Origin of the sequence: Williamsia sterculiae, from assembly GCF_900156495.1 — a bacterium.
Classification (GTDB): domain Bacteria; phylum Actinomycetota; class Actinomycetes; order Mycobacteriales; family Mycobacteriaceae; genus Williamsia_B; species Williamsia_B sterculiae.
Window position 1 is genome coordinate 597,185 of the sequence record NZ_FTNT01000001.1, and the last position, 13,710, is coordinate 610,894.

14 protein-coding genes and 4 tRNA genes are annotated in these 13,710 nt (G+C 68.2%); 13 read left to right on the forward strand and 5 right to left on the reverse strand.

Translation table 11 applies throughout. The annotated features are described in order from the left end of the window. Positions 1 to 72 precede the first annotated feature (72 nt). Positions 73 to 543: a DUF3592 domain-containing protein gene (locus BW971_RS02615; protein ID WP_076476154.1), complete on the forward strand. Its 471-nt coding sequence runs from the start codon at positions 73 to 75 to the stop codon at positions 541 to 543. A gap of 71 nt (positions 544 to 614) precedes the next feature. After that, on the forward strand, positions 615 to 1,754 hold the full coding sequence (locus BW971_RS02620) for a glycosyltransferase family 4 protein (RefSeq protein WP_076476156.1): 1,140 nt from the start codon (positions 615 to 617) through the stop codon (positions 1,752 to 1,754). 217 nt (positions 1,755 to 1,971) lie between these two features. On the opposite strand, the gene BW971_RS02625 is transcribed toward BW971_RS02620, so the two are convergent. Further along, complete coding sequence (locus BW971_RS02625; protein WP_076476157.1) at positions 1,972 to 2,961, reverse strand: GlxA family transcriptional regulator; 990 nt, start codon at positions 2,959 to 2,961, stop codon at positions 1,972 to 1,974. Between the two features lie 71 nt (positions 2,962 to 3,032). On the opposite strand from BW971_RS02625, the gene BW971_RS02630 reads away from it, so the two are divergent. After that, complete coding sequence (locus tag BW971_RS02630) at positions 3,033 to 3,809, forward strand: MBL fold metallo-hydrolase (RefSeq protein WP_083709186.1); 777 nt, start codon at positions 3,033 to 3,035, stop codon at positions 3,807 to 3,809. Positions 3,810 to 3,915: 106 nt separating this feature from the next. After that, entirely contained in the window at positions 3,916 to 4,608 is a 693-nt protein-coding gene (locus BW971_RS02635) for a demethylmenaquinone methyltransferase (protein ID WP_076476159.1), read from the forward strand. On the opposite strand, the gene BW971_RS02640 is transcribed toward BW971_RS02635, so the two are convergent. Next, positions 4,568 to 5,782, reverse strand: a complete 1,215-nt coding sequence (locus BW971_RS02640; RefSeq protein ID WP_083709187.1) for an MFS transporter — start codon at positions 5,780 to 5,782, stop codon at positions 4,568 to 4,570. The genes BW971_RS02635 and BW971_RS02640 overlap by 41 nt on opposite strands. After that, positions 5,779 to 7,038: a geranylgeranyl reductase family protein gene (locus BW971_RS02645; protein WP_076476438.1), complete on the reverse strand. Its 1,260-nt coding sequence runs from the start codon at positions 7,036 to 7,038 to the stop codon at positions 5,779 to 5,781. Before BW971_RS02645 ends, BW971_RS02640 begins: the two co-directional genes overlap by 4 nt. Positions 7,039 to 7,227: 189 nt before the next feature. On the opposite strand from BW971_RS02645, the gene BW971_RS02650 reads away from it, so the two are divergent. Further along, positions 7,228 to 8,244 carry a polyprenyl synthetase family protein gene (locus BW971_RS02650; protein WP_076476440.1) on the forward strand — a complete coding sequence of 339 codons (1,017 nt, stop codon included), beginning with the start codon at positions 7,228 to 7,230 and terminating at the stop codon, positions 8,242 to 8,244. A 155-nt stretch (positions 8,245 to 8,399) separates the two neighbouring features. After that, complete coding sequence (gene htpX, locus BW971_RS02655; protein ID WP_076476160.1) at positions 8,400 to 9,269, forward strand: zinc metalloprotease HtpX; 870 nt, start codon at positions 8,400 to 8,402, stop codon at positions 9,267 to 9,269. Positions 9,270 to 9,305: 36 nt separating this feature from the next. On the opposite strand, the gene BW971_RS02660 is transcribed toward htpX, so the two are convergent. Then, entirely contained in the window at positions 9,306 to 9,797 is a 492-nt protein-coding gene (locus tag BW971_RS02660) for a YajQ family cyclic di-GMP-binding protein (RefSeq protein WP_076476162.1), read from the reverse strand. Positions 9,798 to 9,870: 73 nt separating this feature from the next. Continuing rightward, the gene (locus tag BW971_RS02665; RefSeq protein WP_076476443.1) at positions 9,871 to 10,716 is read right to left on the reverse strand and encodes a TIGR03621 family F420-dependent LLM class oxidoreductase; all 846 of its coding nucleotides are present in this window, start codon (positions 10,714 to 10,716) and stop codon (positions 9,871 to 9,873) included. Between the two features lie 192 nt (positions 10,717 to 10,908). Here BW971_RS02665 and BW971_RS02670 point away from each other — a divergent pair. The 7 genes from BW971_RS02670 to secE all read left to right on the forward strand — a co-directional run bounded on the left by BW971_RS02670 (position 10,909) and on the right by secE (position 13,695). Continuing rightward, positions 10,909 to 10,989, forward strand: a tRNA-Tyr gene (locus BW971_RS02670). A 142-nt stretch (positions 10,990 to 11,131) separates the two neighbouring features. After that, positions 11,132 to 11,204 (forward strand) — tRNA-Thr (locus BW971_RS02675). A gap of 36 nt (positions 11,205 to 11,240) precedes the next feature. Beyond that, positions 11,241 to 11,317: transfer RNA gene (locus tag BW971_RS02680), tRNA-Met, on the forward strand. Positions 11,318 to 11,433: 116 nt separating this feature from the next. Continuing rightward, positions 11,434 to 11,601, forward strand: a complete 168-nt coding sequence (gene rpmG, locus BW971_RS02685; protein WP_076476163.1) for a 50S ribosomal protein L33 — start codon at positions 11,434 to 11,436, stop codon at positions 11,599 to 11,601. Positions 11,602 to 11,755: 154 nt separating this feature from the next. Beyond that, entirely contained in the window at positions 11,756 to 12,823 is a 1,068-nt protein-coding gene (locus BW971_RS02690) for a fused (3R)-hydroxyacyl-ACP dehydratase subunits HadA/HadB (protein WP_234974196.1), read from the forward strand. Between the two features lie 198 nt (positions 12,824 to 13,021). Beyond that, positions 13,022 to 13,094 (forward strand) — tRNA-Trp (locus BW971_RS02695). 148 nt (positions 13,095 to 13,242) lie between these two features. Further along, positions 13,243 to 13,695 (forward strand): preprotein translocase subunit SecE, encoded by a 453-nt coding sequence (secE, locus tag BW971_RS02700; protein ID WP_076476445.1) that lies wholly within the window; start codon positions 13,243 to 13,245, stop codon positions 13,693 to 13,695. The last annotated feature ends 15 nt before the right edge of the window (positions 13,696 to 13,710 follow it).

Genomic DNA, 13,710 nt, shown 5'->3' on the forward strand with positions numbered 1-13,710 from the left:
TCGCGCTGGTCGCAGCGGTGACTCGACGACTCGGGTGAATCCGTCTCGCCGGGCGACTACCCTGGCCGCGACATGAACGCCACCCTGCTCCGTCGTTGCCAGATCACGCTGCTGTCGGTCGGTGCGCTGATCAGCGTGATGATGCTGGTGATGGTCGCGGGCAGCTATCTCGACGACCGTCGGATCGACGAGCATCGTGCCGTCGCGGTGGGGGATGTGGTGTCGGCGGGGACCCTCACGTCGGCGGTGAACTTCTACACCCCGGACGGGCAGTTCCACAGCCCGCGTCTCGGAGTGCTGTATCCCACGCAACTCGCTGTGGGGCAGCGCATCACCGTGGAATACGACACCACCAACCCCGACGTGGTGCGGGTCGCGGGTCGCGATGCCTCGTTGTCGTTCCGGCCGGCGTTGTCGATCGCCGCGATCTCGTGGGGGGTGATCGCCGTGCTGATGGTGGCCCTGGCCGAGTGGCGTCGCAAGTCCGAGAAACGCCGGGCGGTGAAACCCCAGTTGCCTGCCGATGAATTGGCCGACCGGTAGTTCATCTTCGGGTGTTCGACACGTCATGTCGAGGATGTGTCCTGGTCAGATCGCCCGGTGACACTCGGGCGGTGAAGGTCGCCATCGTCTCCGAGAGCTTCCTGCCCAATGTGAACGGCGTCGTCAACTCGGTGCTCCGTGTGTTGGAACATCTGGAACGTACCGGTCACGAGGCCGTCGTCATCGCCCCGGACACCCCGCGCGGTGAACAGTCGGCACCCCGCGAGGTGGACGGGGTTCCCGTGCACCTGGTGCCGTCGGTGAACTTTCCGCGGGTGTCGTCGCTGCCGGTCGGTGTGCCGACGTGGTCGTTGTACCGCGCGCTGTCGGAGCACGAGCCCGATGTGGTCCACCTGGCCTCACCGTTCGTCATCGGCGGTGCGGGTGCGTATGCCGCGCGGCGTCTGCAGGTCCCGTCGGTCGCGGTGTTCCAGACCGATGTGGCCGGGTTCGCGTCGAGTTACGGCATGGGTCTGACCACCCGGGCGGCCTGGCGGTGGACCAAGCGACTGCACTCGGTGTGCGACCGGACGCTCGCCCCGTCGTCGGTCTCGGTGACGGATCTGCAGCGGCACGGCGTTCCCCGGGTCTTCCGGTGGGGTCGCGGTGTGGACACCGAGCGGTTCAACCCGGAGCGGCGCAGCGCCGATCTGCGGGCCCGGTGGGGTGCCGACGGCCGGCTGATCGTCGGGTTCGTCGGGCGGTTGGCGCCGGAGAAGCACGTGGAACGGATCGCGGCGTTGTCGGGTCGTCGGGACGTGCAGATCGTGGTTGTCGGCGACGGACCCGAACGCGCGCGTCTGGCGCGGCTGATGCCCGACGCGATCTTCACCGGCGCGCTGTCGGGAGTCGAACTGGCGGAGGCCTACGCGAGCATGGACGTGTTCGTGCACGCGGGTGAACACGAGACGTTTTGTCAGGCGGTGCAGGAGGCGCTGGCCAGCGGGGTCCCGGTGATCGGTCCCGACGCCGGCGGTCCGCGGGACCTGATCGCCCACTTCCGGACCGGGTTCCTGCTCCCGGTACCGGAGTTCGAGAATCGGTTGCCCGCTGCGGTGGACACTCTCGCCGACGACGTGGTGCGGGCCGGATTCGGCGCGGCCGCCCGGCGCAGTGTGCAGGGTCGCACGTGGGCGGGCGTCTGCGATGAGCTGCTCGGTCACTACGACGCGGTACTCGGCCGCGAAGGCAGCCTGCGCCGTCCGGCCTGACGTCGATTCTGGCGCGTCGAGAGCACGGTCGACGCGCACGAGGGCACGCTCGACGTAGATAACGGCACGCTCGACGTGGATAAGGGCACGCTCGACGGCGGAGGGTGTCGAGCGAGCTCTCGTTCGCCTCGAGCGGGCCCTTGTGCACGTCGAGTGGGCCGCAGTTCATGTTCGGCGGGCCGTTGTTCGCGTCGGGTGGGCGGTGCGGGTTCGGGGGTCACTGCGGTGTCGGGGCGGCAGGGTGCGGGTCGGTCGTGAACGTGTCGCGGTAGTGGCGAGGGCTGACGCCCAGGATGCCGCGGAAGTGGGGTCTGAGTGTGACAGCACTGCTGAACCCGACCCGATGAGCGATCTCGTCGACGGTGAGATCGGTGGTCTCGAGTAGCCGTTGTGATCGCAGGATCCGTTGATGCAGCAACCATCGCAGCGGTGACTGGCCTGTCGCCGAGCGGAAGTCGCGGTCGAAGGTGCGACGGCTGGTTCCGTACCACGACGCAAGACGATCGACGCCGACGCCATCGGCGAGGTGTTCGAGTGCTCTCAGCTGGACCGCGGCGATCGAGGAGTCGGTGACTCGGGGCGGCTCCGGTTCGCTGAACTGACTCTGGTTACCCGCGCGGTGCGGGGCGACGACCATCCGACGAGCGATCGCACTCGCCGCTGCGGCACCCCATTCGCGCCGGACGTAATGCAGGCAGGCATCGAGACCGGCCGCGGACCCCGCCGAGGTGACGACCGGGCCCTCGTCGAGGTAGAGCGAGGAGTCATCGACGTGCACGCTCGGGAACCGTCGGGCGAAGTCGTCCAGCCAATGCCAATGTGTGGTCGCGCGCCGATCGTCGAGAAGCCCGGCGTACCCCAACACGTAGGCGCCGAGGCACAGACCCATGACGGTCCCTCCGGTGTCGACCACACCGCGAAGTGCGGCGACCAGCTCATCGGGCGGCTCGACGGCGGGCTCGGGCCAGGTCGGCACGACCACGACGCCCGCCGTGCCCAGTACGTCCAGGCCGCTGAACCCCGACAACACCAACCCGGCGGTCGTCTGCGCCGTGGAACCCGTGTCGGCCGTGGTGACGGCGACACGGAGTGGTGGTCCCCCGGTCGAGGTCCTGTCCACGCCGAAGACGCTGATCGGGATCGCCGCCTCGAAGAGGGGCACGCCATCGGGCACGACCACCGCCGCCATCGTGGGATCCCGCCGCATGGCGCGATCCTATCGGTAAACGGCTTATCAGCCAGTGGTGGCCGCGGGAAGGGCCGACGAGGATTGCGATCATGACCGCCTCGTCCACCGCGATGCCCGTCCCTGCCGCCTTCACCGCTCTCGGCGGTCCCAGTGTCGTCATCGAACTCGGGCGCGTCCGCTTGCTCGTCGACCCGACGTTCGACCCGGCAGGCGAGTACCCGATCGGTTCTCGTGCATTGATGAAGACGTTCGACGCGGTCCTCGGGCCCGAGGACATCGGCACCATCGATGCGGTGCTGCTCTCGCACGACCAGCACGCCGACAACCTGGACCGCGGGGGCCGACGCTTCCTGGGACTTGCTCCACTCGTGCTGACCACGACACTGGCGGCGAGCCGACTCGACGGCGTCTGCCGCGGACTCGAGCCGTGGGAGACCGCCGGCGTCGGCGACGTCACCGTGACCGCGGTCCCGGCACAGCACGGCCCGAACGGAACCGAGGAACTCACCGGTCCCGTCATCGGATTCGTCCTCAGTGGCCCGGGCGCCCCCACCGTCTACGTCTCCGGTGACAACGCGTTGCTCGCTGTCGTCCGACAGGTCGCCGAGCGGTTCCCGACCATCGGTGTGGCGGTCCTCTTCGCGGGGGCGGCGCGGACACCGCTGATCGACGGATTTCTCACCTTGACCAGTGACGAGGCGGCCGAAGCAGCACGCCTCCTCGCCGCCGATCGGGTGCTCGCGGTACACACGGACGGGTGGGCGCACTTCACCGAGGATGCGACGGCTGTGCGCACCGCGTTCGAGCGAGTAGGAATCGAACGCCTGCTCATCGACGCGACGCCCGGTCGGCGCACCGTGATCTGAACTCACCACCCAGATCCGCACGCCGCGCACGGCATCCGCGCTTCAGCATTGATTGTTGGACCGACTGACTCCGGCGACGACCGGTGGGGTCGGTACGGTGACAGCCATGAGTTCATCGACCCGCGCGGGCCTCGACAAGCAGCCGACCGACGTCGCGGCGATGTTCGATCGGGTGGCCCGCCGCTACGACATCACCAACACCGTGTTGTCGTTCGGGCAGGACCGAATGTGGCGACGCGCGACCCGCGAGGCGCTGGCGTTGCGCGCCGGTGACGTGGTCCTCGACCTCGCCGCGGGTACCGCGGTCTCGACGGTCGAGCTGGCCGAGTCCGGTGCCACCTGTGTCGCGGCCGACTTCTCGCTGGGCATGCTGCGGGCCGGCACCGACCGCCCGGTGCCCAAGGTCGCGGCCGACGCACTGCACCTTCCCTTCGCCGACCAGTCCTTCGACGCGGCCACCATCTCCTTCGGCCTCCGCAACGTCAACGACGTGGACCGCGCCCTGTCGGAGCTGCGTCGGGTGCTGCGCCCGGGTGGCCGGCTGGTGGTCTGTGAGTTCTCCACCCCCACCTTCGGGCCGTTCCGGACCGTGTACCTGGAGTACCTGATGAAGGCCCTCCCCGCGGTGGCGCGGACCGTGTCGAGCAACCCGGAAGCCTACGTGTACCTCGCGGAATCGATCCGGGCCTGGCCCGATCAGGCCGAGTTGGCGACCCGCGTCGAGAACGCCGGATTCGGGCAGGTGCGCTGGCGCAACCTCACCGGTGGGATCGCCGCTCTGCATCGCGGCGTGGCCTGAACCCGTTCGACCACATCGCCGCCACGGCACCGAGCGCGCCGGTGAACACCACCACTGCGGCTGCGGTGAAGTACATCCCGCGGTAGCCGGTGACGGCGACCAGCGCCCCGAATGCGGTCGCGCCGAGTCCGGTACCGGCGTCGTAGGCCACGTTCCAGGCCGCGCTGGCGGCCCCGCGTCGTGATGCGGACACGACGCCGAACACCATCACCAGCGAGGCGGTCTGCACCATCCCGAACGCCCAGCCGAACGCGATCGTGCCCACGAACAGCAGCACCACGCTGCCGTCGTCGCGGACGGCGACGGCGAGCACCGCCAATCCCGCCGCCCCGAGGGCCGCGCCCGTCGCGATCAGTGTGCGGGTGCCCCAGCGTGATTCCAGCTGGCCGACGCTGAGTCGGCCCGCGGTCATCGCCACCGCGGCGGCGGCCATCGCGACCCCGATGATCGCGGTGCGTCCCGGTGCGGCGAGCACGCTGAGGGTGCTGACCGCGCCGTATCCCGCCGCGACCGCGAGCAGGTTGGTGGTTGCGGTGATCGCGACGGTCCGGTCGGAGACGATGCGGCCCCGACCCGCCCCGGTGGACGGCGCGACGGTACGCAGGTCGGGCATGACCGACAACGCGGCCGCACCGACGGCCAGCGGTACGGCCACCGAGAGGACATAGGCGACGTCGGAATGGTGTGCGGCAGCGAGTGCGCTGCCGACGGGCAGTCCGACGAGCTGCGGAAGGGTGACCGCGACACCCTGGACGGCCGAGTACCTGCTCAGCGCACCGGGCGGGGCCAGTTCGGCGACGGCGGCCGCGCTGGTCACGGTGATGAACCCGAAACCGATGCCCCGCAACGCCGTCAGGACGAGGAAGAATAGGACGGTCGACGAACCGGCGTCGAGGAGATAGCCGAGAGCGGGCACCGTGCTGAACACCGTCCCGGCCAGGAATCCGGCCCGATAGCCGAAGCGGCGCAACACCGTCGGCGTGATCAACTGCGTGACCACGGTGGTGGCCATGAACACCCCGGTGGCCGATCCGGCGACACCGTCACCGGCGCCGAGCCGGGACAACTCGATCGGGATCACCTGCAGCAGCAACGTGAAAGCGCCGAAGGCGGCGGAGGTGACTGCGAAAACCGCGATCATCGCGCGGGTGCGGTCCACCGTCGGGTCGGTCACGTGAACGGTGGCCGGCTGTCGAGACGGGACGAGGCCAGGCCCGCGGTACGCCACAGTCGGGCCACCACATCGGCATCGTCGGGGGTGATGAGGTTGCCCATCACCCGCACCACGGTGGACATCAGCGCCGATGACCGGATGCCCGGACGGCCGAGTATCGGAACGGCTTTCGGGACGGTCAGCAGAGACGCGAGACGGCGCGCCGCGGAGAACGCGGGACCGTAGTGGTGGCGCAACACCTCAGGCCAGACCCGCGCGAGCTCGGGGGTGTCGAGCATCCCGACGGCCAGGCGTGCGGTCTCCATGCCGTAGTCGATGCCTTCGCCGTTGAGCGGGTTGACGCATGCCGCGGCATCGCCGATGAGCATCCAGTTGGACCCGGCGACCCCACTGACCGCGCCGCCCATCGGTAGCAACGCGGATGCGATGTGCTGCGGGTCACCGTCGAGCTGCCAATCGTCCCGCTGGAAACGGTTGTAGTGCTGCAGGATCGGTCGCATTGCCATGTTGGCCGGACGCCGGGCGGTGGCCAGCGCACCGACCCCGATGTTGACTGTGCCGTCGCCGAGCGGGAACACCCAGCCGTAACCGGGGAGCAGTCCGCCGTCGGCGTCGCGCAGTTCCAGATGCGACCCCATCCACGGGTCGTCGGATCGCGCCGACCGGGTGTACGCGCGGGCCGCCACCCCGTACGCGGTGTCCCGGTGCCATTCTCGGCCCAGGGTCTTCCCCAACGTGGAGCGCACACCGTCGGCGACGATCAGCGTGCGCACCCGGATGGTGTGAGTGTCCTGGCTGTCCCGGTCGGTCCGTACGCGCACCTCGGACACCCGGTCACCGTCACGCTCGACGTCGACGGCGCGCGCGCCCTCGACCATGGTGGCGCCGCAGTCGACGGCGTGTGCGCGCAACAGATCGTCGAACTCGGTGCGCCGTACGGCGCTGCCGTAACCGGGGAACGCGCCCGACGGCCAGCGCACCTCCTGCCGCACACCCCACCCGTTGAGCTGCAGTCCGACGATCCGCGGGCGGTCGGCGAGGACGGCACCGAGACCGAGGTGGCCGAGTTCGGCGACGGCCCGCGGCGTCAGACCGTCGCCGCAGGTCTTGTCGCGCGGAAACGTCGCGGCGTCGAGCAACACCACCTCGAGACCTGCGCGGGCGGCATGGGCGGCAGCGGCCGAACCGGCCGGACCAGCCCCGACGACGAGGACGTCGGCGGTGGCGGGCGGCTGCGGTACGGGGTCGGCGCTCACCCGAGCCAGTATCCGCTGCACGCCGCCTCGCGGCCCGACCAGGGGTCTGACCTGGGTGGACGACTGGGTCGCGCCGGTACGGGCGCCCCCGCTACCCTCGGGGCGAGTATGTGATCACCTCTGGTAGATGATCACCCTGCCCGCTCGCCCCATCAGGGGGTGAGTGCAACCGGACGGAGCGCCACCACCGTGCAGACCACGTTCGCCGGCCTGAAGTTGGGGTCGGACGAGTTCGCCGCCGAGATCGCGAAGTCGCTGGCCGAGGTCGAGGCCCTGTTGCTGCGGGAACTGTCGTCGGGGGAGTCGTTCCTGACCGAGGCTGCGACCCATCTCGCGCGTGCGGGCGGCAAGCGCTTCCGGCCGATGTTCGCACTGTTGGCGTCGCACTTCGGTCCACATGCGGAGTCGCCGGACGTGGTGACCTCGGCGACCGTGGTGGAGCTGATCCACTTGGCCACGCTGTATCACGACGACGTGATGGACGAGGCGCAGATGCGCCGAGGTGCGGCGAGCGCCAACGCCCGCTGGTCCAACAGCGTCGCGATTCTGGCGGGTGACTTCCTGTTCGCCAAGGCGTCCGGACTGGTGTCCACGCTGGGGCCGGAGTCGGTGCGGATCGTCTCGGACACGTTCGCCGAGCTGGTGACCGGGCAGATGCGGGAGACCGTCGGGGCCCAGGGCAGCGCCGACCCGGTGGACCACTACCTGCGTGTGGTGTGGGAGAAGACGGGGTCGTTGATCGCCGCGGCGGGCCGTTTCGGCGCGCGGACGTCGGGAGTGGACGCCGACGACACCGAGCGCTTGTCGCGGCTCGGCGACATCATCGGCACCGCGTTCCAGATCTCCGACGACATCATCGACATCCGCTCGGTGGCCGACGACTCCGGTAAGACGCCGGGCACCGATCTGCGGGAGGGCGTACACACCCTGCCGGTGTTGTACGCGCTGCGCGAATCCGGTGCCGCCGCCGACCGGTTACGGGAGGTCCTGCTGACCGCCGACGGCACCGCGGTCGCGTTGGACGACGACGACCTGGTCGCCGAAGCGCTGGAGCTGTTGGTCCGCAGTCCGGGCATGACGCAGGCCTTGGCGACGCTGCAGGAGCTGGCCGACCAGGCGACGGCCGTGTTGTCGGAGCTGCCCCAGGGGGCGGCCAACACGGCGATGGCATCGCTGGTGCGCTACACCATCGACCGTGTCGGCTGACCGGGGTCGGGTTGGTGAAACCGGATGGGTTGGGGGGCTCGCTGAAACTTTGTCGGTGCGTCCGTCGTTGACCGGTTGATCACGGCACCGTGATCACGCCCGAGGGCGGCCGGAGACCGCGGTCGCTCACCACAGAGTTGAGGAGCGCGAGGAAGATGCACGGACATGGCGGGGCCAACGGACTGAAGACCGTCCTGTTGCTGGGGGTCATGTCGGCGATCATCGTCGCCATCGGCGCGGCATTCCGCAATCCGCTGATCCTGGTCCTCGCGGTGCTGTTCGCGGTGGGCATGAACGCCTACGTGTACTTCAACAGCGCCTCGATGTCGCTGAAGGCGATGCACGCCCAGCCGGTCACCGAGGTGGAGGCACCGGTCATCTACCGCATCGTGCGGGAGCTCGCGACCGCGGCACGTCAGCCCATGCCCGCGCTGTACATCAGCCCGACCGAGGCACCGAACGCGTTCGCGACCGGCCGCAACCCACAACACGCGGCGGTGTGCTGCACCCAGGGGATCCTGCAGATCCTCGACGAGCGCGAACTGCGTGCGGTTCTCGGTCACGAGCTGTCGCACGTCTACAACCGCGACATCCTCATCTCCTCGGTGGCCGGCGCGATGGCGGCGGTGATCACCGGACTGGCGAACTTCGCGATGCTGTTCGGCGCGTTCGGTAGCCGGGACAACGGTCCCAATCCGATCGCGCTGATCCTGGTGTCGCTGCTGGGGCCCATCGCGGCGACGGTGGTCAAGCTCGCGGTGTCCCGGTCGCGGGAATACCAGGCCGACGCGTCCGGCGCGGAGCTGACCGGCGATCCGCTGGCGCTGGCCTCGGCGCTGCGCAAGATCTCGGGCGGGGTGCAGGCGGCGCCGTTACCACCCAAACCCGACATCGCAGCGCAGTCGCACGCGATGATCGCCAACCCGTTCCGCGGCGGCGACCGGGTGGGCGCTCTGTTCTCCACACACCCGCCCATGGACGACCGCATCAATCGGCTCGAGCAGATGGCACGCGACGGTCGCTGAGCATCCGCCGCTGCGGGAGTCCGCCGTCCGGGGGATCTACCGGTAGTTGATGAACTGCAGCGCGATGCCGAAGTCGTCACCCTTGAGCAAGGAGATGACGGCCTGTAGGTCGTCGCGCTTCTTGCTGGAGACCCGCAACTCGTCGCCCTGGATCTGCGCCTTGACACCCTTGGGGCCCTCGTCGCGGATCTTCTTGGAGATCTTCTTGGCGTGTTCGGAGTCGATTCCCTGGACCAGCGAGCCGGTGATCTTGTACTGCTTGCCGGATGCGGCGACGTCGCCGGCGTCGAACGCCTTCAGCGAGATGTCGCGGCGGATGAGCTTCTCCTTGAACACCTCGAGACCGGCCTGCGCGCGTTCCTCGGCGTCGGAGGTGATGACGATCGCCTCCTCACCCGACCAGGCGATGGTGGTGTTGGTGCCGCGGAAGTCGTAGCGCTGGGACAGCTCTTTGGCGGCCTGGTTGAGCGCGTTGTCGACCTCTTGTCGATCGACCTTGCTGACCACGTCGAAGGATGAATCTGCCATGAGGGCCAGCGTAGTCATCGGGTGCCGAGCGCAGGTGGCCCCACCTGGGCGCGTCGCACCGCGAGCCGGCTGATCACCGCACCGTTGTGATGATCTCCGCGATCCGGGCCATCTGCGTCTCGTCGGGCTCGATGAACGTGAAATAGCTCAATCCCACCTCGTCGCGCAGGCGGGTGATCTCCGCGGCGACCTCGGTGACCGATCCGGACAGGGTGTTCATCGATCGACGAGCCGCGGATTCGCTGCTGTCGTAGTCGGTGCCCGGCAGGCTCGGCAGTACCGGGGCCCGGTCCACGGCGAGGTCGAGGATGATCACGTTGAGCTCGAGGGCGTCGGCGCGCTCGCCGGCGGCCGCGCGGATGAACGACACCCGTTCGATCGCGGTGGCCTCGTCGGGCAGTTGGGACAACGCGACGATGTCGGCCGTCCGCGCGGCCAGGCGCAGGACCCGGTCGCCGACGCCCGCGATCATGATCGGCGGCGGCGACTGTACGAACGCGGGTACGTGGTCGTCACCGCGTGCGGCGTCGCGGAGGAACCGCGCGGTCTCCTCGAGGTGTTCTACCCGCGCGCCCGCTCGTTGGAACGGGATACCGGCGGCGTCGAACTCGTCGCGTACGTAGCCGGCGCCGAGACCGATCTCCAGGCGTCCTCCGGTGAGTTGGTCGACGCTGGCCAGATCCCGGGCCAGCAGGGCCGGTCGGTAGAAGGCGGTGTTGAGCACGAAGGTGCCCACTCTGGCGTGCGGTGCGGCCGCGGCCGCAGCGACCAGAGCAGGCGCGGGACCGATGAGACCGAGGTGGTCGGGAACCATGATCACGTCGACGCCGGCGTCCGCCGACGCTCGGACACGATCCAGGAATTCGGCGCCGGTGCCGGTGCCCATGAGATTCACGCCGAAACGCAGAGGTGGGGTCATGGTCACGTCAGCGCGCCATTGCGGCTGGACATTCCTGCGATGGTGGAAACGATGCGCGGCCACGGCGTCGCGGGGGTTGTCGCTCGCTCCGGGAAGATGATCTGACCTGCGGATTTCCTCCGGATCGGGGAGCCGTTGTACTGTTCTCCCGGTTGTTCCCCGCGGAGATGTTCTCCGGCGGAGATCACCCACGGCAGGTTGCCCGAGCGGCCAAAGGGAGCGGACTGTAAATCCGTCGCGCAAGCTACATAGGTTCGAATCCTATACCTGCCACCCGTGCAGAACGGCCCTGAGCTGCGGAGATCAGCTCGGGGCCGCAACTGTGCGGAGGGGCTCGCACAGCGATTTGGTGCTCGACGTCGCCGGTGTGTAACCTCGACAAGGCTTTCGGGACGGTGTGAACCGCCCCGGGCACGCCCCCTTAGCTCAGTCGGTAGAGCGTTTCCATGGTAAGGAAAAGGTCAACGGTTCGATTCCGTTAGGGGGCTCGCTGGACTCAGGACCACCTGGTTTTGGGCCACCGTGGCGGTGTAGCTCAGTTGGTTAGAGCGAACGACTCATAATCGTTAGGTCGCCGGTTCAAGTCCGGCCATCGCTACCACAGTGGGCGCTACCAGGAGCGCACTGCACCAGCGGCGACATACGAACTCGTGGGCCGAGCCACGGCATCCGAGTTCGCGACGACGCTGTACCGAACACCGATCGAAAGGCAATCCCGTGGCCTCCTCAACAGATGTGCGCCCCAAGATCACCTTGGCCTGCGAGGTTTGCAAGCACCGCAACTACATCACCAAGAAGAATCGGCGTAACGACCCCGATCGCCTGGAGATGAAGAAGTTCTGCCCGAACTGCGGTACACACCAGAGCCACAAAGAATCGCGCTGACGGCTCCCGCGTTCCGGCCTCGCCGAACCGAGAGCCCCGCACACCGATCCCGACTGATGGGGGCACCGCTTGCGGTGTCCCCATCAGTCATATGCCCGTGAACGCGCCGTTGTCGCCCGCAGACGAAGCACCGAGCACAGAAACCGAGGTTGCCGTGACCGACATCCAGACGCAGGTCGACGACGCCGACCAGTCACCGCTGTCCGCCGACGAGATCGCCGCGCACAACTCCGCGCTGGTGGGTTTCCACTACACGGTCGACGACTACTACGAGGTCGGACGTGAAGAGGTGCGCAAGCATGCGTTCGCGGTGCAGGACGACAACCCGGTGCACTGGAACGAGGCCACGGCCAAGGAGATGGGCCACGACACCCTGATCGCCGCGCCGACCTTCGTCTCGGTGCTCGGACTGGTTGCTCAGCGCAAACTGTTTCAGGAGCACATCACCGGTTACGAGTTCTGGCAGATCATGCAGAGCGACCAGCGGTTGCAGTACCACCAGCCGATCAAGGTGGGTGACCAGCTGGTGTGCGACGTCTCGTTGGACTCGTTCCGCCAGGTGGCGGGCACCGACGTGATGGTCACCAAGAACGTGATCTGGAACCAATACGACGAGCCGGTGATGACCACGTGGACCGGCCTGGTCGCCCGTGCCAGCGTGCAGGTGGACCCCGAACTGCTCGACGTGCTCGACCACGTGATGATCAAGAGCATCGTCGAGCCCGGTGGCGGCCGCACCGTGGAGCGTCCCGAGGGTCGCTACGACCTCCCGGATCCGCAGGTGGATCCCAAGCCGTACTCGGCGATCTCCTTCGACGACCTCACCGTGGGTCAGCAACTCCCGACGCGGGTGTTCACCCTGACCCGCGGCAACCTGGTCAACTACGCCGGCGTCGCCTACGACCCCAATCCCATCCATTTCTCGGACACCGTGGCCAGGGCCGCAGGCCTCGACGACGTCGTCGCGCAGGGAATGCAGACCATGGGCCTCGGCGGCAGCTACATCGGCGGATTCGTCGGTGATCCGGCCGCCTTCTACGAGTACAACGTGCGGTTCACCAGCCCGGTGTACGTGCCCGCGGCCGGATTCGCCGAGGTGGAGTTCACCGGCAAGATCAAGTCGTTGGACCCGGAGACGCGGCGCGGTCAGATCGCCATCGTCGCCAAGCAGGACGGCCGGAAGATCTTCGGTCGGGCGACCGCCAACGTCCAGTTCAACTGACGCGTCGACGGCACTGCCCGTGGTCGTGAACAGGTGAGTTGGAGTTCGGTGCGTGCGGTGACGTACACTCAAGTGTCTGATACTGGACTTGCGCGCTACCCGCTAGGGTGGCGCGTTGGTTTTGTGTAGCGCAGAAACATCTGTGCGGTGTAGCGATGCACCGGACGTGGGTCACCCGCAGCGATGCGGACGGCCCAGAGGGGCGTAGCTCAACTGGCAGAGCAGCGGTCTCCAAAACCGCAGGTTGCAGGTTCAAGTCCTGTCGCCCCTGCCCTTGGCCGATCGGGCACGACGGTCGGCGCCGAAGGGCATCACGTGTGCGCGTACGCACGCCGTCGCCGGTGTATCCCGGGTCGATGACCGTACGGCGCGCATCCGTGAGGAGCATGCGACCGCACGCTCGCGACGAGAGGAACAGGTTGAGCAAGCGCGACAGGGCAATCCGCGCCAAGGAAGCCGCGGACGAGGCCGGTGTCACTAAGGTCGACGACACCGACGTCGATGCGGCTGACCTCGACGGCTCATCCGGTGACGACGCGGTCGAGGCTCAGCGCCCCTCGGGTAAGCGTGCGGCTCCGCGCGGCAAACGCTCGCGGAGCGAGGCGACGGGCACCGAGGCGGCTGACGCCTCGGCGGTCGCCGTGAAAGAGAAGAAGACCAAGAAGCGCACGGGGGAGTCCCGGAATCCGTTCGTCCGGATCTGGATCTTCCTCAAGCAGGTCGTCGGCGAGCTGAAGAAGGTCATCTGGCCTTCGCGGCGCGAGATGATCCAGTACACGATCGTCGTGTTGATCTTCGTGGTGATCATGACCGCGATCATCGGCGGACTCGACGTGGGCTTCGCCAAGGCCGTGCTGTGGTTGTTCGGCTGACGCCGGACCCGTCGG